Origin of the sequence: Aeromonas sp. (assembly GCF_050252055.1) — a bacterium.
GTDB classification, from domain to species: domain Bacteria; phylum Pseudomonadota; class Gammaproteobacteria; order Enterobacterales; family Aeromonadaceae; genus Aeromonas; species Aeromonas caviae.
The window spans coordinates 279,360-301,233 of record NZ_JBFWLQ010000005.1 but is presented as its reverse complement, the minus strand read 5'-3'; the positions used below and the strand labels follow the sequence as shown (position 1 = coordinate 301,233).

At 60.8% G+C, this 21,874-nt stretch carries 16 protein-coding genes; 11 read left to right on the top strand and 5 right to left on the bottom strand.

Annotation, left to right across the window (positions count from 1 at the left end; translation table 11 throughout):
• Nucleotides 1–129 precede the first annotated feature (129 nt).
• Entirely contained in the window at nt 130–765 is a 636-nt protein-coding gene (locus tag AB7E19_RS11490) for a YchE family NAAT transporter (RefSeq protein ID WP_010674328.1), read from the bottom strand.
• Between the two features lie 832 nt (nt 766–1,597).
• Between AB7E19_RS11490 and adhE the strand changes: the two genes are divergently transcribed.
• The 5 genes from adhE to AB7E19_RS11465 all read left to right on the top strand — a co-directional run bounded on the left by adhE (nt 1,598) and on the right by AB7E19_RS11465 (nt 9,930).
• Nucleotides 1,598–4,273: a bifunctional acetaldehyde-CoA/alcohol dehydrogenase gene (gene adhE, locus AB7E19_RS11485; protein ID WP_041215422.1), complete on the top strand. Its 2,676-nt coding sequence runs from the start codon at nt 1,598–1,600 to the stop codon at nt 4,271–4,273.
• Between the two features lie 110 nt (nt 4,274–4,383).
• Complete coding sequence (locus AB7E19_RS11480; protein WP_427935319.1) at nt 4,384–5,619, top strand: HD-GYP domain-containing protein; 1,236 nt, start codon at nt 4,384–4,386, stop codon at nt 5,617–5,619.
• Between the two features lie 352 nt (nt 5,620–5,971).
• Nucleotides 5,972–7,663 carry a LytS/YhcK type 5TM receptor domain-containing protein gene (locus AB7E19_RS11475; RefSeq protein WP_427935317.1) on the top strand — a complete coding sequence of 564 codons (1,692 nt, stop codon included), beginning with the start codon at nt 5,972–5,974 and terminating at the stop codon, nt 7,661–7,663.
• Nucleotides 7,660–8,364: a two-component system response regulator BtsR gene (btsR, locus tag AB7E19_RS11470; protein WP_010674324.1), complete on the top strand. Its 705-nt coding sequence runs from the start codon at nt 7,660–7,662 to the stop codon at nt 8,362–8,364. The genes AB7E19_RS11475 and btsR overlap by 4 nt, the downstream gene beginning before the upstream one ends.
• A gap of 144 nt (nt 8,365–8,508) precedes the next feature.
• On the top strand, nt 8,509–9,930 hold the full coding sequence (locus tag AB7E19_RS11465; protein ID WP_010674323.1) for a carbon starvation CstA family protein: 1,422 nt from the start codon (nt 8,509–8,511) through the stop codon (nt 9,928–9,930).
• A 62-nt stretch (nt 9,931–9,992) separates the two neighbouring features.
• On the opposite strand, the gene AB7E19_RS11460 is transcribed toward AB7E19_RS11465, so the two are convergent.
• The gene (locus tag AB7E19_RS11460; protein WP_427935314.1) at nt 9,993–11,636 is read right to left on the bottom strand and encodes a mechanosensitive ion channel family protein; all 1,644 of its coding nucleotides are present in this window, start codon (nt 11,634–11,636) and stop codon (nt 9,993–9,995) included.
• Nucleotides 11,637–11,852: 216 nt separating this feature from the next.
• Between AB7E19_RS11460 and AB7E19_RS11455 the strand changes: the two genes are divergently transcribed.
• The 5 genes from AB7E19_RS11455 (at nt 11,853) to AB7E19_RS11435 (ending at nt 17,104) form a co-directional block, all read left to right on the top strand.
• Nucleotides 11,853–12,185 carry a DUF3302 domain-containing protein gene (locus AB7E19_RS11455; RefSeq protein WP_039038991.1) on the top strand — a complete coding sequence of 111 codons (333 nt, stop codon included), beginning with the start codon at nt 11,853–11,855 and terminating at the stop codon, nt 12,183–12,185.
• 10 nt (nt 12,186–12,195) lie between these two features.
• Nucleotides 12,196–13,233, top strand: coding sequence for an HlyD family secretion protein (locus tag AB7E19_RS11450; protein ID WP_322131760.1), 1,038 nt, complete (start codon nt 12,196–12,198; stop codon nt 13,231–13,233).
• A gap of 120 nt (nt 13,234–13,353) precedes the next feature.
• Nucleotides 13,354–15,114, top strand: a complete 1,761-nt coding sequence (locus tag AB7E19_RS11445) for a DEAD/DEAH box helicase (protein WP_323952668.1) — start codon at nt 13,354–13,356, stop codon at nt 15,112–15,114.
• An 87-nt stretch (nt 15,115–15,201) separates the two neighbouring features.
• A complete protein-coding gene (dacB, locus tag AB7E19_RS11440) occupies nt 15,202–16,635 on the top strand; it encodes a D-alanyl-D-alanine carboxypeptidase/D-alanyl-D-alanine endopeptidase (protein ID WP_042017206.1) in 1,434 nt (477 codons plus the stop codon).
• Nucleotides 16,636–16,846: 211 nt separating this feature from the next.
• Complete coding sequence (locus tag AB7E19_RS11435; RefSeq protein ID WP_069652663.1) at nt 16,847–17,104, top strand: GrxA family glutaredoxin; 258 nt, start codon at nt 16,847–16,849, stop codon at nt 17,102–17,104.
• Nucleotides 17,105–17,163: 59 nt separating this feature from the next.
• Here the strand turns inward: AB7E19_RS11435 and AB7E19_RS11430 are convergent, their stop codons facing one another.
• Entirely contained in the window at nt 17,164–17,373 is a 210-nt protein-coding gene (locus AB7E19_RS11430) for a DUF1653 domain-containing protein (RefSeq protein ID WP_010674028.1), read from the bottom strand.
• Between the two features lie 356 nt (nt 17,374–17,729).
• Here AB7E19_RS11430 and AB7E19_RS11425 point away from each other — a divergent pair, with 356 nt between their 5' ends.
• Complete coding sequence (locus AB7E19_RS11425; RefSeq protein WP_005302243.1) at nt 17,730–18,944, top strand: pyridoxal phosphate-dependent aminotransferase; 1,215 nt, start codon at nt 17,730–17,732, stop codon at nt 18,942–18,944.
• Between the two features lie 65 nt (nt 18,945–19,009).
• Here AB7E19_RS11425 and AB7E19_RS11420 read toward each other — a convergent pair whose 3' ends face one another.
• A complete protein-coding gene (locus AB7E19_RS11420) occupies nt 19,010–20,485 on the bottom strand; it encodes a YfcC family protein (protein WP_427935310.1) in 1,476 nt (491 codons plus the stop codon).
• A 162-nt stretch (nt 20,486–20,647) separates the two neighbouring features.
• Nucleotides 20,648–21,841, bottom strand: coding sequence for an enoyl-ACP reductase FabV (gene fabV / locus AB7E19_RS11415; protein ID WP_045525450.1), 1,194 nt, complete (start codon nt 21,839–21,841; stop codon nt 20,648–20,650).
• Nucleotides 21,842–21,874: the final 33 nt, after the last annotated feature.

The following is a 21,874-nucleotide window of genomic DNA, read 5'->3' as shown; positions in this document are numbered from 1 at the left end:
ATTCAGCATTTAAATATCCCGAGGCGGTCATTTTTCGTACAAGGCCGCTCGATTCTAGGAAATGACCAACAAAAAAGAAACAATAAAAAGCCGGTCACAAGGACCGGCTCCGACAAAAACGGACCTGGCTCACACCAGACCGGGGAAGACTCCCTTGATGCCCGCCACGATGATCTCGATGCCAAGGGACATCATGATGAGACCCATGATACGGGTCACCACGTTGATGCCGGTGTTGCCCATCAGCTTGAACAGCAGGGGAGCAGCCCGGAAGATGAGCCAGGAGCAGCAGGCAAACGCCACCACCACCACGAACATGCCGGCCATCTGGGGCAGGGTCTTCTGGCTGGCATAGACGATGGAAGAGGAGATGGCACCGGGTCCGGCCATCAACGGCAGTGCCAGGGGCACCACGGCAATGGATTCACGCGCAGCCAGTTCACCCTTCTCCTGCTTGTTGTGCTTCACCTCCCCCAGCTTGCCCTGCAGCATGGACCAGGCGATCAGGGTGATCAGCGAGCCACCGGCAATGCGAAACGACGCCAGGGAGATGCCGAAACTGTCGAGGATGAGCTGTCCCATGCACATGGAGACCATCAGGATGATCATCACGGCAATGTGGGCGGTGGTGTTGGTCTTGCGTCGCTCCTCCGGCGACATGTGGCCCGTCAGGCTCACAAAGACCGGCAACAGACCCAGCGGGTTGATGATCGCGAACAGGCCGACGAAAAATTTCAGGTATAAAGAGAAGTCTATTGCTGCCATAGGCGCCATCCAGAACCAATACGAGCCACAAGGGGCCAGCCCCCAAACTGCGCGTAAATTTACACCATGGCTTTTCCCTTCTCCAATCAAATAATCTCACCCTTACCGGGGCTTTTTAGTTAGTTCCGCTAATGTATCGATAAAATTCAACATATCGGGTTGTTAAGGGAGAGAGGCCGCCATTAACATCGCCGGGTGCCATGGCAGCGCGTTATATCAACCCTCAGCCAAGAAACGATATTTTCGGCAAATGGCACCCTTGCTTCTTACCACGCCTGCTTGCCGCCCCCACCCGCTCCTGTGACCCCGATTTTGTCCTTCCTCACCCTGGTGCGGCGCCAGTGGGGCCGGCTGTGAAGAGTTGACGCGCTCCCTGCCACCGCCAGATGTGCTGTTTCGCCAGGGCGACTGGATGAAAACAACAACCCCTTTCTCAACATAAATGAAACGTCAGGGGAGTGGACGTTCTGCCACCATCACGGCGATACCGCCTCCCCCCATCCCGGTCAAGGCGAGAATTCATCAGATCCCCTTCCCTGAGCAGATATTCCAAGGGCGCATGACAGCAGCTCGTGATGCCAAGAAAGGATGACACACTCCCGTAACATAATGGTGCGACAAGGGGTGAAACAAAATTTCTTTTGTTCTTTTGTTACATATGATCCAGATCAATCTTTTCTGACACATCCCGACCCTATAATCGAGCCAGAAAACAGTTTACTAAGGCATGTAAATACCCCGTTATGGTGATTCTCGCCTTGACAAGGTGGCTATAATTGCCGGGCATTGCCAAGGTCTTACTAAACAGTTTTCAAATCATCAGGAGATAAACATGGCAGTAACCAATTTGGCTGAACTGGATGCACTGGTTGCCCGCGTCAAAGAAGCACAGCGTCAATTCGCCAGCTTCTCGCAAGAGCAGGTAGACAAGGTCTTCCGTGCCGCCGCCCTGGCCGCCAGCAACGCCCGTATCCCCCTGGCCCAGATGGCCGTGGCTGAATCCGGTATGGGTATCATCGAAGACAAGGTTATCAAGAACCACTTCGCCTCCGAATACATCTACAACGCCTATAAAGATGAAAAGACCTGCGGCATCCTGAGCCAGGACGACGAGATGGGCACCATCACCATCGCCGAGCCGGTAGGCATCATCTGCGGTATCGTACCGACCACCAACCCGACTTCCACTGCGATCTTCAAGGCCCTCATCTCCCTGAAGACCCGCAATGCCATCATCTTCTCCCCGCACCCCCGCGCCAAGAACTCCACCAATACCGCTGCCAAGCTGGTACTGGATGCAGCCGTGGCTGCCGGTGCACCGAAAGACATCATCGGCTGGATTGATCAACCCTCCGTCGAACTCTCCAATGCCCTGATGCGTCACGACGACATCAACCTGATCCTGGCCACCGGTGGCCCGGGCATGGTGAAGGCCGCCTACTCCTCCGGCAAACCCGCCATCGGCGTGGGTGCGGGCAACGTGCCCATCGTCATCGACGAAACCGCCGACGTGAAGCGTGCCGTCGCCTCCATCCTGATGTCCAAGACCTTCGACAACGGCGTGGTCTGTGCCTCCGAGCAGGCTGTCATCGTGGTCGACTCCATCTACAACCAGGTCAAGGAGCGTTTCGCGACCCACGCCGGCTACATCCTCTCCAAGGACGAAGCGGACAAGGTGCGTAAAGTGCTGCTGATCAACGGCGCCCTGAACGCCGACATCGTGGGCCAGCCTGCCACCAAGATCGCCGCCATGGCCGGTGTGACCGTGCCTGCCACCACCAAGATCCTCATCGGTGAAGGTCTGGAACTCTGCGCGGAAGACGAGTTCGCTCACGAGAAACTCTCTCCAACGCTGGGTATGTTCCGTGCCAAGAACTTCGAAGAAGCCGTCGAAATGGCCTGCGACATGGTCAACATCGGTGGTATCGGCCACACCTCCGGTCTCTATACCGACCAGGATCGCAATGCCGACCGCATCAAGTACTTCGGCGACAAGATGAAGACCGCCCGTATCCTCATCAACACCCCCTCCACCCAGGGTGGTATCGGTGACCTGTACAACTTCGCGCTGGCCCCGTCCCTGACCCTGGGTTGCGGCTCCTGGAGTGGTAACTCCATCTCCGAGAACGTCGGTCCCAAGCACTTGATCAACAAGAAGACAGTCGCAAAACGGGCAGAAAATATGCTGTGGCACAAACTTCCGAAATCCATCTACTTCCGTCGTGGTTCCCTGCCGATCGCCCTGGGCGACCTGGAAGGCAAGAAGCGCGCCATGGTGGTGACCGACCGCTTCCTGTTCAACAACGGCTATGCCGATGAAGTGGTTCGCCTGCTCAAGAAGCTGAACATGGAAGTGGAGATCTTCTACGAAGTGGAAGCCGACCCCACCCTGTCCGTGGTCCGCAAGGGCGCCGAGATGGCCAACTCCTTCAAGCCGGACGTGATCGTCGCCCTGGGTGGTGGTTCACCCATGGATGCCGCCAAGATCATGTGGGTCATGTACGAGCACCCGGACACCGCGTTCGAAGACCTGGCAATGCGCTTCATGGACATCCGCAAGCGTATCTACAAGTTCCCGAAAATGGGCGTGAAGGCCGAACTGGTCTGTATCACCACCACGTCCGGTACCGGTTCTGAAGTGACCCCGTTTGCGGTCGTGACCGACGACGCCACCGGCATGAAGTACCCGCTGGCCGACTACGAGCTGACCCCGAACATGGCCATCGTGGATGCCAACCTGGTGATGGGCATGCCCAAATCCCTGTGTGCCTTCGGTGGTATCGACGCAGTGACCCACGCCATGGAAGCCTATGTCTCCGTGCTGGCCAACGAATACTCCGACGGTCAGGCGCTGCAAGCCCTGAAACTGCTGAAGGACTACCTGCCCTCCAGCTACATCAACGGCGCCAACGACCCGGTTGCCCGCGAGAAGGTGCACAACGCCGCCACCATCGCCGGTATCGCGTTTGCCAACGCCTTCCTGGGTGTGTGCCACTCCATGGCCCACAAACTGGGTGCGGAGTTCCACATCCCCCACGGTCTGGCCAACGCCCTGCTGATCAGCAACGTCATCCGCTACAACGCGAACGACAACCCGACCAAGCAGACCGCGTTCTCCCAGTACGACCGTCCGCAGGCTCGCCGTCGCTACGCCGAAGTGGCTGACCACCTGGGCCTGACCGCTGCCGGTGACCGTACCGCCGCCAAGATCGAGAAGCTGCTGACCTGGCTGGACGAGCTGAAGGCCACCCTGGGGATCCCGGCCTCCATCCGCGAAGCCGGCGTGAACGAAGCGGACTTCCTGGCCAAGGTAGACCAGCTGGCGCTGGAAGCCTTCGATGACCAGTGCACCGGCGCCAACCCGCGCTACCCGCTGATCACCGAGCTGAAAGCCATCCTGATGGACACCTACTACGGCCGTCCCTTCATCGAGGAAGCCCCTGCTGCCGCCCCGGTTGCAGCCAAGGTCGACACCAAGGTGGACAACAAGAAAAAATCCAAGGCCTGATAAACGCCACGGATGACAAGAGCCCGCGCACATGCGCGGGCTTTTTTGTTTGTCTATCTGTTTAATTTTGCTAGCTTGTTGATAGGCAAATTCGACAGAAGAGCTAGTCCATGGCGCTGATACAGGCCTCTATCGAGCAGTTGAGAGTCGGCCACTACATCCATCTTCCCACGGGATGGACGAGCCACCCTTTCATGTTCAACGCCTTCAAAATCAAGGACCAGCAGCAGCTCGACATCATCCGCCACCTCGACCTGACCCTGCTGATGGTGGATCCCGACAAGAGCGATCTGCCGGTAGAGCCCCTGCTGCGGGCCGAACCCGTTCCCTCTCTTGAGATGAGCGACACCGGGGATACCGCCCCCTCTTCTGAGGGCCCCACCTTCGACGAAAAGGCGTTCAGGCGCTCCCTTCGCATCGCGGACAAGGCGTTCGGTCAATCCCTGTCAGATCTTCGCGACGCCCTTGGCGCCCTCAACCTCAAACCGGACGAAGGCCTGGCCAATACTGCGCAGATAGTGCGCAGCACCGCCGCCCGTCTGGCAGAACACCAGGGGCCGCTCGGTCTGCACCTCATCCGCAGCCAGAACACGGATACCCTGCTGCAACACAGCCTGAGCGTGGCCTTCATCGCCATGCTGATGGCACGGGAGCTTGGCATGAATCCCGTCGAGATCGAGGAGACCGGTCTGGCGGGCCTGATCCACGACATCGGCGAGCTCAGGATCCCGAGCCAGATCATCCATAAGCGGGGGGAGCTCAGCAAGGCGGAGCAGAATTTCCTCAACATGCACCCCCAGTACGGACTGGAGATGCTCAACCAGTTGCAGGCTTTCGAACCCAGGATCCGCGAGGTCGCCTACCTGCATCACGAACGCCTCGATGGCAGCGGCTTTCCCCTCGGGATCAAGGGCGACAAGATCCCCCCTCTCGCCCGCCTCATCGGGCTGGTGGATCACTATGACGAGCTGCTTCATCCGCGCAGCGGCCTGAACCCGCCGGGACCCAGCCAGGTGATCGGCCAGCTCTACAAGCTCTCGCAGAAGAAGTTCGAGCAAACCCAGGTCAGGTTGCTGATAAAGGTACTGGGGGTCTATCCGCCGGGTTCCCTGGTGCGCCTGGATGACGATGCCCTGGCCCTGGTGCTCTCCACCGAGCCCAGCATGCCCCTCAGACCCAAGGTGCTGCCCTACCTCAAGGGACAGCGGCCGGAAGGGGTGGTCATGATCGATCTGCGGGAAGATGCGCGAAGCATCGTCGCCACCCTCAGACAGGAAGAGCTGGACGACGCGCAACGCGCCTTTTTCGGTCTGGGTCGGCGGGTCTGTTACTATTTCGCCTTCTGAGTTATCCCCAGAAGCTGGGGATAACTCATTGGACAAACCTGAATAATTGCTCAGGTCCCCTCGAAATCGTCCACCATTGGAGCTGGATAAAAAACGCCCAGCCGATGGCCGGGCGGAGCATGCCACCTCCGTGTGGCGTATCCGGTGGATACCTTCATGCTCGCATCAGCAATATCAAGCGGGCACCGATTACACAAATATCAATTTAACGTGCTGATTTTATATGGTTTTATTTTTCCATTCTGGCAAACTGCCGCAGCGTTCAGCCCGCAGCCCGCATCAAGACGGGCTCAGGCTCACCCTGCGTCATGACAACGCCCGGCTCCGGCGTGGTGTTTGAGGAAGCTTTTTTATGCAACTAGTCCTCTCTCTGCTCCAGCAGATGAGCGTCAGTCTGGTCATCGCCTACCTTTTTTCCAAGAGTCCCCTGCTGCGTCCCCTGGCCAACTACTCCGTCAGGCTTCCCCACAAGGTGCTCATCTATGTCATCTTCTCCTGCTTTTGCATACTGGGAACCTATGTGGGCCTCGACATCGATGATGCCATCGCCAACACCCGGGCGGTCGGTGCCGTACTGGGGGGACTGCTGGGCGGCCCCCTGGTGGGATGCCTGGTGGGGCTGACCGGCGGCCTGCACCGCTATACCCTGGGGGGGTTCACCGATCTCGCCTGCGCCATCTCCACCACCTGCGAAGGCTTGCTGGGGGGGCTGGTTCACTGGCGGCTGATGCGGGCAGGCAGGGTCAATGACCTCTTTGCGCCCAGGGTCGCCTTCTTTACCACCTTCGTGGCCGAGATCATGCAGATGGTGATCATCTTGCTGGTCGCCACCCCCTTCGACAAGTCCCTGCTGCTGGTGCGCACCATCGCCACCCCCATGATCCTCGCCAACTCCTGCGGGGCGGCGCTCTTTATCAGCATGATCCGCGACCAGCAGCGGATGTACGAAAAGTTCTCCCGGGTCTTCTCCGCCAAGGCGCTCACCATCGCCAACCGCACCGTCGGCATCATGAGCCAGGGGTTCACTCCGGAGGCCAGCGGCAAGATAGCCCATATCGTTCAGGAAGAGACCGGCGTCGGCGCCGTCGCCATCACGGACACCGACAAGATCCTCGCCTTCATCGGCACCGGAGAAGATCACCACAAGCCGGGCACCCCCATCACCTCGGCGATCACCCTGCAAGCCATCGCCCAGAACAAGGTGCTGTTCGCCGATGGCAACAGCCAGCCCTATCGTTGCAGCATCTCCCCCCAGTGCCAGCTCGGCTCCGTGCTGGTGATCCCCCTGCAGGGTGACGAGGGGGTGATCGGCACCATCAAACTCTATGAGCCCAAGAAGCGGCTCTTCCTCAAGATCAATCACACCCTGGGAGAAGGGATCGCCAACCTGTTGTCCCAGCAGCTGCTGGCAGGCCGCCTGGAGCAGCAGCAGCGCCTGCTGGTGCAATCCGAGCTCAAGCTGGTGCAGGCACAGATAAACCCCCACTTCCTGTTCAACACCCTCAACACCATCAGCGCCATTACCCGCCGCGATCCGGGACGGGCACGGGAGCTGCTGCTGCACCTCTCCCGCTTCTTTCGCAACAACCTCAAGCGCCAGAGCGGCCTGACCACGCTGCGTGAGGAGCAGGAGCACTGCCTCTCCTACCTGGAGATAGAGCAGGCCCGCTTTGGCGAGCGGCTCACCGTCATCAACGAGATCCCGCTCCACCTTGCCGAGGTGCAACTGCCGAGCTTCACCCTGCAGCCCCTCATCGAGAATGCCATCAAGCACGGCATCTGCTCCCTGCTGGGAGAGGGGCGACTTCGCCTCTTCGCGAGGGAGACCCCCGAGGCGATCACCCTTTGCGTCGAAGACAACGCCGGGGCCTGGCAGCCATCCGGCCAGGGGGATGGTCTGGGGATGAGCCTGGTGGACAAGCGCCTCAAGAGCGCCTTTGGCGAGCGCTATGGCATTGACGTCCAGTGGGAGCCGGAGCAATGGACCCGGGTCTCCCTGACGCTCCCACGACAACCCCGCGCCACCGCCAAGGAGATGACATGATCCGCACCCTGATCGTCGATGACGAGCCCTATGCCCGCGAAGAGCTGGCAGAGCTGCTGGCCAGCGATCCCGACATCGAGATCCTGGGCATGGCGGGCAACGCCATCGAGGCGCTCGGCCTCATCCAGCAACTCAAGCCGGATGTGGTGTTTCTCGATATCCAGATGCCCAAGCTCAGCGGCATGGAGCTGGTGGCCATGCTCGATCCCCTGCCCCGCATCGTCTTTGTCACCGCGTTCGACGACTACGCCATCCAGGCCTTCGAGGAGAACGCCTTCGACTACCTGCTCAAGCCGGTGGAGCCGGCGCGCCTCGCCAAGACCCTGGCGCGGCTCAGGCAGGACATCACCCCGCAACCGGTCGGGACCCTGGCCCCGACCATCCACCATATCCCCGGATACCTGCACAACCGGGTGCGGCTGCTCCCAACCTCCCAGGTGGAGTACGCCTTCTCCGATCTCGGCGGCGTCCATGTCGCCTGCCAGGGCGAGCTGTTTCACACCCAGCTCACCCTCAAGTCCCTCGAGGAGAAGACCCCGCTGCTGCGCTGTCACCGCCAGTATCTGGTGGCCCCGGCCGCCATCTTCGAAATCCGTTTGCTGGAGAATCAACTGGCGGAGATCGTGACCCCGAGCGGGGCCCGGGTACCGGTCAGCCGCCGCTACCTCAAGGAGCTAAAAGACGAGCTGGGACTGGAATAAAGCGGGGCGCGATGTGCGCCGGATCACAGCGGGCAACCACTCGGGTCGCCATGTCGCCGCTCACCCCCTTTCACCTGCCGTTAACAGAAGTCCCCACCTACACTGGCTGCGCACACCAAAAAATAACAAAGCAGGAGCGTAGCAATGATCTGGTTCTTCCTCTGTGTCGGCTTGTTGATAGCCGGCTACTTCATATACGGCAAATTCATCGAACGGATATTCGGGCCCAAACCCGAGTTGAAGACCCCCGCCATCACCATGGCGGACGGGGTGGACTATGTCCCCATGTCGGACAAGAAGGTCTACCTGGTTCAACTGCTCAACATCGCCGGCGTCGGCCCCATCTTCGGCCCCATCCTGGGTGCCCTCTATGGTCCGGTCGCCATGCTCTGGATCGTCTTTGGCTGCATCTTCGCCGGTGCGGTCCACGACTATTTCTCCGGCATGCTGTCGGTACGCGCCAGGGGCGCCTCGGTGCCGACCGTGGTCGGTGAGCACCTGGGCACCGCCGCCAAGCACTTCATGAACCTCTTTGCCGTGGTGCTCCTGATGCTGGTGGGCGTGGTCTTCGTCCTGAGCCCGGCGGGCCTGCTCGCCAACCTCACCTCCACCGATCTGGTCTACTGGATTGCGGCCATCTTCGCCTACTACATCCTCGCGACCATCGTCCCCATCGACAAGATCATCGGCCGCTTCTACCCCATCTTCGGTGCGCTGCTGGTCTTCATGTCGGTCGGCCTCATCATCGGCCTCATCGTCTCCGGCAAGGGCTTCTACAACACCGGGATGGACTTCTCCAACCTGCACCCGACGGATCTGCCGCTCTGGCCGCTGCTGTTCATCACCATCGCCTGTGGTGCGGTCTCCGGTTTCCACGCCACCCAGTCCCCACTGATGGCGCGCTGCATGCAGAACGAGAGCTCCGGTCGCTTCATCTTCTACGGGGCCATGATTGGGGAAGGCATCATCGCCCTCATCTGGTGCACCCTGGGTCTCTCCTTCTACGACAGCACCGAGGCACTCAACGCCACCCTGGCCAGCGGCGGCCCCTCTGCCGTGGTGCACGAAGTCTCCACCAGCCTGCTCGGTACCGTGGGCGGCATCCTGGCGATCCTCGGCGTGGTGATCCTGCCCATCACCTCCGGTGACACCGCGTTTCGCAGCGCCCGCCTCATCGTGGCGGACTTCCTGAACCTGACCCAGAAGCCCATGGCCAAGCGTCTGCTCATCGCCATCCCCATGTTCATCCTTGGCTTCATCATCTCCAAGGCAGAGTTCGGGGTGATCTGGCGCTACTTCGGCTGGGCCAACCAGACCACCGCCGTCATCATGCTGTGGGCTGCGGCCGCCTACCTCATCAAGGAAGGCAAGCTGCACTGGGTATGCACCATTCCCGCCATCTTCATGACCGCAGTGGTCATCACCTACCTGGCCAACGCCCCCATCGGTTTCGGCCTCGAGATGAATGTTTCCACCATCATCGGTCTGGTGAGCACCGCCCTCATCACCCTCGCCTTCCTGGTGAAATTCAGGCCCTCCCAACTGAGAGAGGCCAAGGAGAGCTGAGGCATCAGCTTCTCTTCATGACAAGAGGCCCGGCATTGCTGCCGGGTCTCTGCTTTTTGTGATCACTCCCTGGCGGGGGGCTCGGCGGGATCGGGCGCCCGGGCCGGCGCCTGATACCACTGCTCCCTGGCCACCAGCACAGCCTGTTCCGGCTGGGCAATGAAGTTGGGGGACATGATCTGCACCCCGAACTCGTTGAAGACATCCTGAATATGGCCATGGAGCTCCGTCTTGACCACCGCAGGGAGTTCGCTTGCCTTCATTCTTACCTGCAACTCGTACTCCACATACCAATCCTGCAGATGCAACTGCCGCACCAGGGGAGCTTCATCCTGATTGAGCCGGGTGCAGCGCCGCGCGGCCAGCTCCAGCATGGCATGTACCTGACGCCAGGGGGTGTCATAACCGATGGTCACCTTGGTCAACAGGGCCACCCCCTTCTCGCCCGCCAGCCGTGTCAGGTTCACCACCTTGCCCCCCACCACCACTGCATTGGGCAGTGTGACCTCGTGATCCTGGCGCGTCACCAGCTTGGTCGAGAGGGCATTGAGCTCGCTCACCATCCCCTCCACCTCGCCGATCTGCACCAGATCCCCTGGCCGCAGTGCGCGGGAGTAAATGAGCACCAGGCCGCTCATGGCATGGTTCATGATACCGGCCGATCCCAGTGTCACCATCAGACCGAAGAAGACGCTGATCCCCTTGAAGGCATCGGAATCCGCCCCCGGCAGATAGGGGTAGGCCACGGTCAGGGCAAACAGCCAGATCACCACTGACAGCAGTCGCCGGGTGGCGCCTATGGTCTCGGCGTGCAAACCCTGCACCCGAAACTGGCCACGCTCGATGCGGTCGAAGAGGATGGCCAGCATCTTGATGAAGAAACGGGTGATGACCACGATAAGCAGCACGGTTACCAGACCGGGCATGGCGGCAATCATGCCTTCCAGCATGTCGCCACACAGGGCAAACAGGGATTCCCCAAGCTGATAGCTCCAGGCCCGGGTCTGGGGGAACAGGCCGAGCACATAGGTCAGCCAGCCATAGGTGAGCATGAAGATGAGCAGCAGCGTGATGAGGCCGAGCAAGCGGACCTCGACATTCCCGGTGACCTGGCGCCAGGAGTGGGGGACCAGCCCCTTCTGCAGCAACAGGCGGTTGACCAGCCACTTTCTGACTCGCCGATGCCCCCGCTGCAACAGCCAGATGAGGCCGAAGAAGATCAGGCTGACCACCACCGCCAAGCCGACGGCTCTGAGCAAATAGGGGGTCGAGTGCAGCTCGAGATACTTGATGCGCACGCCGTCGAGCCGATGCAGGACGCGTTCGGCCGCCTGATCCAGGGTCAGCTCGTCGAATTCATCAAGGTCCCCTTCCAGCAACACCAGAATGCGCTTGCCATTGACCAGAAACTCCCGGCTCTCCTGGCCGTGCCGGCTGCCTTTCGTCACGGTCACAGGCGTCATGAGGTCGCTTGGCTCCATCCGCTGAACTCGCTCATGGGCCAGCCGTACCCTGGCCGCCCCATCCAGGTTGCCATATTTAGCCGTCAGCATGACGATGGGTTCATGAAGCAGGACCAGGGTCTGTGCCCGCTCCTGCTCATTGGGCTCCATTCTGGGTTCGGCGGTCCAGCCGAGGCGGGACCACAACAGGCAGATCAGCAACAGGCCAAGCCGCCATCCTTTGCCACTGCACCATTCGTTCATCAGGTTCACCTCTCACCTTGCCCGGGCATCCATTGCTGTTTGATTTTATCTAACCAAATCAATTTTGTGTGTTAAATGAGCAACCGATGAACCATGCCTGTACCGCCACACCAACTCTCCGATTGCAGACTTGCACCGACGGCATATGCTGTCATTATTGCCGAAGCCTCGACTCGACAATCGAAGCATTGTTAGCGACTCAGACGGGAGAAATCGATGGTACTTGACTACATTGCCCTGGGGATCCTGGTGTTTGTCGTCTTGGTCATGTTCTATGGCATTATCGTCATTCACGATATTCCATATGAAATTGCCAAGCACCGTAATCACCCCCACCAGGACGCCATTCACGTGGCAGGCTGGGTCAGCCTGTTCACCCTGCACGTGCTCTGGCCCTTCCTCTGGATCTGGGCCACGATTTATCGCCCCGATCGCGGCTGGGGCTTCTCGCAACGCCTACAACATGACGAAACAGAGATCAGCGCACTCAAAGAGGAGCTGGCAGCACTGCAGGCTCGCATGACCACGCTCGAACAGACCGACAAATAGGTAACGCCCCATGGACCTGCTACTTATTCTCACCTATACAGCCCTCTGCATAGGTATTTTCAAGATCTTCAAGATCCCGCTCAACAAGTGGACCGTGCCGACCGCCGTGCTGGGTGGCGTCATCATCATCGGCACACTCATCATGCTGATGAACTACAACCACCCCTATTCCGAGCTGGCTCGCAACTATTATGTCTCCACCCCGGTCGTGCCCCTGGTCAAGGGACGAGTCACCGACGTCCCGGTCAAGCCCAACCAACCGGTCAAGAAAGGGGATGTGCTGTTTCGCATCGACGCTGAGCCCTTCCAGGAGAAGGTCGCCAGCCTGACGGCGCGCCTCGCCTCCAACACCGATTTTCTGAAGGCTCTGGACGCCCGCCTGCGCGCCGCCAGCCTGGACAGGGATCGCGCCCAGGAGCTGATGCGACGGGGCATCGGCAAACAGCGCGACCTCGACGTCACCCAGGCCAACGTGGATGACATCGTCGCCCAGATTGATCAGCAGAAAGCGACCCTCAATGACCTGAGTGCCCAGCTCAACATCGCCAAGTACGATCTGGAGCAGACCGTGGTCTACGCCCCGAGTGACGGTCATGTCGTGCAACTGGCATTGCGCCCGGGCATGATTGCCGCCCCCTTCATGTTCCGCCCCGTGATGACCTTCATTCATGAAGATGCCAATGCCTATGTCGGCTGGTTCTGGCAGAACAGCATGCAGCGGCTCAAGGCGGGTGACGAGGCCGAAGTCGTGCTCGACGGCATTCCGGGTCGCATCTTCAAGGCCAAGGTGCAGTCCGTTATCCCGGCCATGGCACCGGGCAATATCCAGGCACAGGCGGGTCTTATCGATCAGACCTCGGCACAGGTACCGGGTCGCCTGCCCATCGTGCTCGAGATCACCGATCCCGAGTGGGCAAACTACCAGGTGATCGCGGGCTCCAGCGGTCAGGCCGCCATCTATACCGAGCACTTCCACCACGTGGCCATCATGCGCAAGATCCTGATGCGCATGGGTAGCTGGCTCAACTACCTGTTCCCCTTCCACTGAGGTCCCTGACCTGCACGGGCCGGCATCCTGCCGGCCCGCTTCCTGTCAGCACGCCCCCCTCACTGCATTTTCCCCGCAAGATCCCTATAATGGCGCCACCTTGCACCACAGCCGTTCCCCATGTTCGTTCTCAGACCCTATCAAACCGACGCGGTCAACGCCGTCATCAGCCACTTTCGCAAACACCCGGATCCCGCCGTGGTGGTGCTGCCCACCGGGGCCGGCAAGAGCCTGGTGATCGCCGAACTGGCCCGCAAGGCCCGTGGCCGGGTGCTGGTGCTGGCTCACGTCAAGGAGCTGGTGGAGCAGAACCACGCCAAGTACGAGGCCTGGGGGCTCAAGGCCGACATCTTTGCCGCCGGGCTCGCACGCAAGGAGGCGAGCGCCCAGGTGGTGTTTGGCTCGGTGCAGTCGGTGGCGCGCAATCTGGATGCCTTCGACGGGGCTTTTTCGCTGCTCATCATCGACGAGTGCCACCGGGTCTCGCTCGATGACGACAGCCAATACCATCAGGTGATCGAGCATCTCAAGGCCGCCAATCCAGTCCTCAAGATCCTCGGACTCACCGCCACCCCCTATCGGCTGGGGCTGGGCTGGATCTACCGGCGCCACTACCACGGCATGGTCAAGAGCCACGGCGAGCGGCTCTTTGGTGACTGCGTGTTCGAACTGCCCCTGCGCTTCATGGTGAAAAACGGCTACCTGACCCCGCCGCGCCTGGTGGACGCCCCCATCGTCCACTACGACTTCAGCAAGCTGGTGCCGCGGGAGAACGGCCTGTTCAGCGAGGCGCAGCTCAACGGCGAGATCAAGCGACAGGAGCGGGTCACCCCCCATATCCTGAGCCAGGTGCTGGAGTATGCGGCCGACCGGCAGGGGGTGATGATCTTCGCCGCCACCGTCGAGCATGCCCGGGAAATTCATGGCCTGCTCGGTGCCAGAGACCAGCAGGCCGCCCTCGTCACCGGCGAGACGCCGGGACCGGAGCGCGACGCTCTAATCAGTGCCTTCAAGGCGCGCGAGCTCAAGTTTCTGGTCAACGTAGCGGTGCTCACCACCGGTTTTGATGCCCCCCACGTCGACCTCATCGTGATGCTGCGTCCCACCGAATCGGTGTCGCTCTATCAGCAGATTGTGGGACGGGGCCTGCGCCTCTCACCCGGCAAGAGCGATTGCCTGGTGCTCGACTACGCAGGCAACAACTTCAACCTGTTTGCCCCCGAAGTGGGGGAGCCTCGCCCCCACGCCGGCACCGAGCCGGTTCAGGTGCCCTGCCCCGCCTGCGGCTTTGCCAACACCTTCTGGGGCAAGACCGACGAGGATGGCAAGGTGATCGAGCACTACGGCCGCCGCTGTCAGGGACTGTTTGAAGATGACGAGGGCAACCGCGAGGAGTGCGACTACCGCTTTCGCGCCAAGATCTGCCCAGGTTGCGGTGCTGAAAACGACATCGCCGCCCGCCGCTGCCAAAGCTGTGACCAGCTGCTGGTGGACCCTGACGACAAGCTCAAGGAGGCCCTCAATCTCAAGGACTGCATGGTGATCCGCTGCGCCGGTTTGACCCTGAGTGCCGGGCGCGGCAAGCAGGGGGAGCGGCTGGAGGTGACCTACCACGACGAGGATGGCCTGACCCTGACGGAGTACTTCCCCTTTCACTCCCGGGGTGCACAGCGCTTGTTTCAACAACGCTTTGTGCGTCATCATTGGCCCGCCCCGGGCCTTGAGCCCGAATTCACGACCCTGGCGAGCGTGATGCTCGCGGCAGACCAGTTCCGTCACCCGGATTTCGTCATCGCCCGCAAGTCGGGACGCTTCTGGCAGGTGAAGGAAAAAATATTCGATTACGAGGGGCGTTACCGGACTGCCAACGCCCCGGCCTGACCCCATGGCAGGCGATACCCGGCAGTCACCCGGTTTGATTATCGGGGCGGTTTCTGATGCCGCCCTTTCGTTCAGTTAGAGGATCCTATGCAGCGGCTGTTGATTGGTTTTTGTGCTCTCTTTTCTCTGGCGGTCCACGCCGCCCCGCTGACCCCGCCCAAGGGGGGCCAGTACGCCGTCATCGTACAGGGCAACAACGGGGTGGAATTTGCCCGTCACGCCGATGACATGATAGCCCCCGCCTCCACCATGAAGGTGCTCACCGCGCTCGCTGCACGCCTCGAACTCGGTGCCGACTTCCGCTTCGCCACCGACATCCAGGCCCAGCCCGGCGCCAAACAGGGCACCACCATCAACGGCGACATCTGGATCAACTTCGTCGGCGACCCGACCCTGTCGCGCATGGATCTGGTTGCCCTGTTCAAACAGTTGGGCGTCACCCGCATTCAGGGCAACGTCTATGTCAACACCGGTGCCTACAACGGCTATGAGCGTGGCAACGGCTGGTCCTGGGGGGATCAGACCCTCTGCTTCGCCGCTCCCGTCTCCTCGGTCATCATCGACAAGAACTGCGCCTACGGCACCATCACCGCCACCCAGATTGGCAAGCCTGCGGTGGGCAACGTGGCCACCGGCGTGCCCATCGGCATCGGCGCCGACAACGTGGAGGTGATGAGCTATGGCGACATGGCGCGTCAGTTCTGCGCTCTGGAAGTAGACATGGCCAAGGGCAACTTCTACGAGCTCAAGGGCTGCATCACCCCGAACAAGGAGCCACAAGGGCTGCGCTTTGCCATCCATGACGTGGAGGCCTGGGGCTGGGACAACATCCGCTGGGCCATGAACCGCGCCGGGATCAGCCACGACGGCCTGCTGCGGGTCACCCATCAGGCCCCTGTCGGTGCCCAGACCCTGGCGACCCACTACTCTGTCTCCCTGCCGGTGATGCTCGCCAAGATGTTGAAAAAGTCCGACAACCTCTACGCCGATACCTTCCTCAAAACCGTGGGGCGTCACTACTACAACAAGCCGGGCAGCTATCGCAGCGGCACCATGGCGGTGCGCGCCATCCTGACCAAGCACGGCATTGACCTTGGCAACGCCACCCTGGCCGACGGCTCCGGCCTCTCCGCCCACAATCTCATCAGCGCGCGCCAGATGTTGTCGGTGCTTAACTTCATCCAGAAGAACGATGCCGAGCTCGACTTCATCAAGCTGCTGCCAAGCTCCCAGGTAGACGGCACCCTGGCCTGGCGACGCAGCGTCACCGCTCCCATGATGAAGAACAAGGTACACGCCAAGACCGGTACCATCACAGGTACGTCGAACCTCGCCGGCTTCATCGACACCGCCGGTGGCCAGCGCAAGGCCTTCGTGATGTTCCAGCGCGGTCTCTCCCAGGATCCGGCAACCCACGAGCGCTACCGCGCCAGCAAGGCGCCCTGGCCCTGGACCGTCTTCGAAAAAGGCGTGCTGGAGAGCATCTACCAGCAACAACCCATCCAGATCGTCGAGCAGTGATAGACGGGCTGCCTTGCCGGCAAGGCAGCTCCACTCCCCGACCTTGGGGCGAAACAGGGATGCCGGCGCCGTCATCAGCAGTGGGCGCAATCGGAGATGGCGAACGTAAGCATCGCTATTTTCAGCTTTGACTGACAGGGCGCCACGGCTATGCTGTGCCCAGCCTCATCTCAATGGCCTTCTTCAACGGCTTGTTTAATGGAGAGAAAAGATGTTTGTAGAGATTTTTGGTCGTCCCGGTTGCCCCTATTGCGTGCGTGCCAAGCAGATTGCCGAGCAACTGACCGAGGTGCGCGATGACTTCGAGTTCCGCTACGTGGATATCAACGTGGCCGGGCTGACCAAGGACGATCTCGCCGCCAAGGCGGGCAAGCCGGTCACCACTGTGCCGCAGATCTTCCTGGATGAGCAGCACATCGGCGGCTGCACCGATTTTGAGGCCTATGCCAGAGCCAATCTGGGTCTGTAAGCCCCGACAACATGAAAAAAGGCGCCTCTGGCGCCTTTTTTCATGTCGCCAAGTCTGCCTCAGGCCACCGGCGTGAAGCGGCTCACCACCTGTCCCTGATGTTCAATCCACTCCATGAACATGGCGACGGGGCGGGCATAGACCTGACCATCCTGTTCGGATTGATAGATCACAAGCTGCTCCTGGGTTTCGGTGTGCAAGGCCAGGGCCAGAACCTGGTAATAGCCCCCCTTGAAATGGCGGTAGCGACCGGTGGCGGGTGCCTGCATGAGTGAACCTCGAGAGCGGGAAGATGAGCCCCCGTGCCTGCGTGCTCCCCTGGCAGACCGACGGGTCGGGGCCTTTTTTACCCCAGCCAATCGTGCCAGATGAGGGAGATATTTCAATACACTCATGTTGCTTTATGAATCTGCCCCTCATCTTTCACTGATCTACCAAAGAGAGGCAAACGATCATGCTGAATTTAACATTTCAACAACCCTGTTTCAGGGGTAAATATCAGGGATTTATTCCATAAATTAGATTGTTCTAGCATTCAATTCTGTGAAGAATAGGGGCAGAGAAATTTGATACTAAAAACAGCTTTTCTGCCAACGCGCCCCACGGGGAAGGAATCACGCTCACCATGTTCACTATCGACAAGTCGCACAAGCTCGACGATGTCTGCTATGACATCCGCGGCCCGGTGCACAAAGAAGCTCGCCGTCTCGAAGACGAAGGTCACCGCATCATCAAGCTCAACATCGGCAATCCGGCCCCGTTTGGCTTCGAAGCACCGGAGGAGATCATCAAGGATGTGATCCTCAACATGCCCCAGAGCCAGGGCTACTGCGACTCCAAGGGGCTCTTCTCCGCCCGCAAGGCGGTGATGCAGTACTACCAGCAAAAAGGGATGCGCAAGGTCGACATCGACGACATCTACATCGGCAACGGTGCGAGCGAGCTCATCGTGATGGCGATGCAGGCGCTGCTCAACAACGGCGACGAGATGCTGGTGCCCTCCCCCGACTACCCGCTCTGGACCGCGGCCGTCACCCTCTCCGGCGGCCATGCGGTGCACTACCGCTGTGACGAAGGGGCTGACTGGTATCCGGATCTCGACGACATCCGCGCCCGCATCACCCCGCGCACCCGCGGCCTGGTGCTGATCAACCCCAACAACCCGACCGGCGCCGTCTACGGCAGCGAATTTTTGCTTGAAGTGATCGAGATCGCCCGTCAGCACAACCTCATCATCTTCGCCGACGAAATTTACGACAAGATCCTCTACGACGACATCTCCCACACCAGCGTCTGCACCCTGTGCGACGATGTGATGGTGGTGACCTTCAACGGCCTCTCCAAGGCCTACCGCGCCTGCGGCTTCCGCCAGGGCTGGATGGTCATCACCGGACCCAAGGGCCGCGCCAAGGGCTACATTGAGGGACTGGAGATGCTGGCCTCCATGCGGCTGTGTGCCAACGTGCCCATGCAGCACGCCATCCAGACCGCCCTTGGGGGCTACCAGAGCATCAACGAGCTGATCCTGCCGGGGGGTCGCCTGCGTCGCCAGCGGGACAAGGCCTGGGAGCTTTTGAACGAGATCCCCGGGGTCTCCTGCGTCAAGCCCAAGGGGGCGCTCTACATGTTCCCGCGCCTCGACCCCAAGGTGTACGACATTCGCGACGACCAGAAGATGGTGTTCGACCTGCTGCAGCAGGAGAAGCTCCTGCTGGTGCAGGGCACCGGCTTCAACTGGCCGGCACCGGATCACTTCCGGCTGGTGTTCCTGCCCCGGGAAGAGGAGCTGGAAGAGGCCATCGGCCGTCTCGCCCGCTTCCTCAAGGGCTACAAGCAGTAAGCAAGGCTCATGAAAAAGGCTCCCGCGGGAGCCTTTTTGTTGTCTGTCGTTTTCTATCCGCGCCATCAGCCGTGCAGCAGGGCCCCGGCCACCAGCACCACCATGGTGATCAGAGCCACCCCGATGATGAAGGGCAGCACCCAGCGCACGAAGCGATCGTAGGGGATCCTGGCGAGCGCCAGCCCCGCCACCAGGTGGGCGGCGGTGGGGGCGAACAGGTTGATCCAGCCGGAGGCGGACTGATAGGCGGTGATCACCAGATCCCGGGAGATGCCGGAGAAGTCCGCCAGCGGTCCCATCAGCGGCATGGAGACGGTCGCGAGCCCCGAGGTGGAGGGAATGAAGAAGCTCAGGATGATGTGCACCAGATAGGCCATCAGGATGAAGACCGACGACGACAGCCCGCTCACCAGCCCCTCGGCCCAATGCAGTATGGTGTCGATGATGACGCCGTGCTCCATCACCACATAGATGCCGCGCGCCACCGCCACCACCAGGGCCACCCCGATGAGATCCCGCGCCCCGTTCAGGAAGGTCGCCACGTAGTTGGACTCCGGCATCCGGTTGATGAGGGCAATCAGGATGGAGGCGCTGAAGAAGAGGGTGGAGAGCTCGTCGAACCACCAGCCCAGGGTGGGCAACAGATCGATGCCCAGATCCGACCAGGGCACCACCGCATAGATCATCAGCAGGAAGGTGCCGAAGAAGACCAGCATGGTGAGCTTCTGCTTGCCGCTGAAGGCGAGGTTGCCGCTCTTCATCTGGGAGAACTCGTCGTCATAAACGATGTCAGCCAGCACGGAGCTGGATTTGTCCTGCTGCACCTGCCTGGCGTAGCGCATCACGAACCAGGAGGCGAAGATCACCAGCAGCAGCCACTGGATGACCCGTAGCCCTATCCCCTCACCGATGGGGATACCCGCGAAACCGGAGGCGATGCCGGTGGCAAACGGATTGACGGTGGAGGCGAGCACCCCGACCCCGGAGCCGAGCAGGATGATCCCGGCCGCCACCATGCGATCGAAGCCCGCCGCCATCATCACCGGCACGATGAGCGCCCAGAAGGCCACCGTCTCCTCCGCCATGCCGAAGGTGGAGCCACCCAGGGCAAACAGGGCGATCAGCACCGGGATGAGCAGCCGCTCGCGCCCGGCGAAGGTACGCACTATGGCCCCGACCCCGGCATCCAGCGCCCCGCTCTGCATGGTCACCGCCAGAAAGCCGCCGATGATGAGCACGAACAGTGCCACGTCCGCCGCCTTGTGAAAGCCCTGGATGGGCGCCTTGAGCACAGCGAATACCCCCTGGGGTTGGGAGGGGAGCTCGGTGTAACTGCCGGGTACCGGCAGCAGTCGCTCGTCACCGCTGTAGTCGGCCACGGCCGCCGCAGCCACCGGCTGCTGGGTCTTGGCCGTCACATAGTTGTATTTTCCCGCCGGCAGCACCCAGGTGAGGGCCGCCATCAGGGCGATGATGATGAAAAGCAGGGTATAAACCGTGGGGAGCTGGCGCTTCTTGGGCGCCTCATGGGATGTGGTCATGACTTTCGTACCTCGGCGGTGCCGTCTGTGATCCGGACAGCGCAAGCCTAGCGGGTTTGTTCGGGGAAAAAGGTGATCGCGGATAATAAACCTGAGGCAACAGGTTGAGTCTGCTGCAAAAAAACAGGGCCCCGCAGGGCCCTGTCTGTGCTGACGACCGACTTACAGCTCGACCACGTCGAATTGCACGTCCGGATTCACGTCCGCATCGTAGTCCACCTCGTCCAGACCGAAACCGAACAGGCGCAGGAACTCCTGCTTGTAGCCGGTGTAGTCAGTCAGCTCGGAGAGGTTCTCGGTGGTGATGGAGGGCCAGAGATCACGGCAGGTCTGCTGCACGTCTTCACGCAGTTCCCAGTCATCCATGCGGATGCGGGCCTGCTCGTCCAGCGCCATGTCGGCGCCGTACAGGCGGGTGCGCATCATGCGGTCCACCTGCTCCATGCAGCCCTCGTGAATGCCCTTCTCCTTCATGATCTTGAAGGCCATGGAGATGTAGAGCGGCATCACGGGAATGGCAGAGGAGGCCTGGGTCACCACGGATTTGAGCACGGCCACGTGGGCGGTCCCCCCCTTGGCAGCCAGATCGCCACGGATGGCGGTGGCGGCGCGGTCCAGATCTTCCTTGGCGCGCCCCAGGGTACCATGCCAGTAGATTGGCCAGGTCAGGTCGGTACCGATGTAGGAGTAGGCCACGGACTTGGCGCCGTCAGCCAGCACACCCGCATCGCGCAGAGCCGCCATCCACAGTTCCCAGTCCTGGCCGCCCATGACGGTGATGGTGCTCTGGATCTCTTCCTCATTCGCCGGCTCGACGGTGGCGGTGATGATCTGATCCTTGTTGGTGTCGATGGCGGTGGAGGTATAGACCTCGCCGATGGGTTTGAGGGCGGAGCGCACCACTTCGCCGGTATCCGGCAGCTTGCGCACCGGAGAGGCCAGGGAATAGATCACCAGATCGATTTGACCCAGATCCTGCTTGATGAGCTCGATCACCTTGGCACGGCACTCGTGGGAGAAGGCATCGCCATTGATGCTCTTGGCGTAGAGGCCGGCCTCTTTGGCGGCCTTGTCGAAGGCGGCGGAGTTGTACCAGCCGGCGGAGCCCGTCTTGGTCTCGGAGCTCGGCTTTTCGAAGAAGACACCGATGGTAGCAGCTCCGCTGCCGAAGGCTGCGGCAATGCGGGAGGCCAGACCATAGCCGGTGGAAGCGCCGATCACCAGCACCTTCTTGGGGCCATTCTCGATGGCGCCCTTGGCTTGGGTGTAAGCGATCTGGCGACGAACATTGGCTTCACAACCGACCGGGTGGGTGGTGGTGCAGATAAAGCCGCGAACCTTGGGTTTGATGATCATGTGTTGTCTCTTATCCGTTTGATGGATGAAATC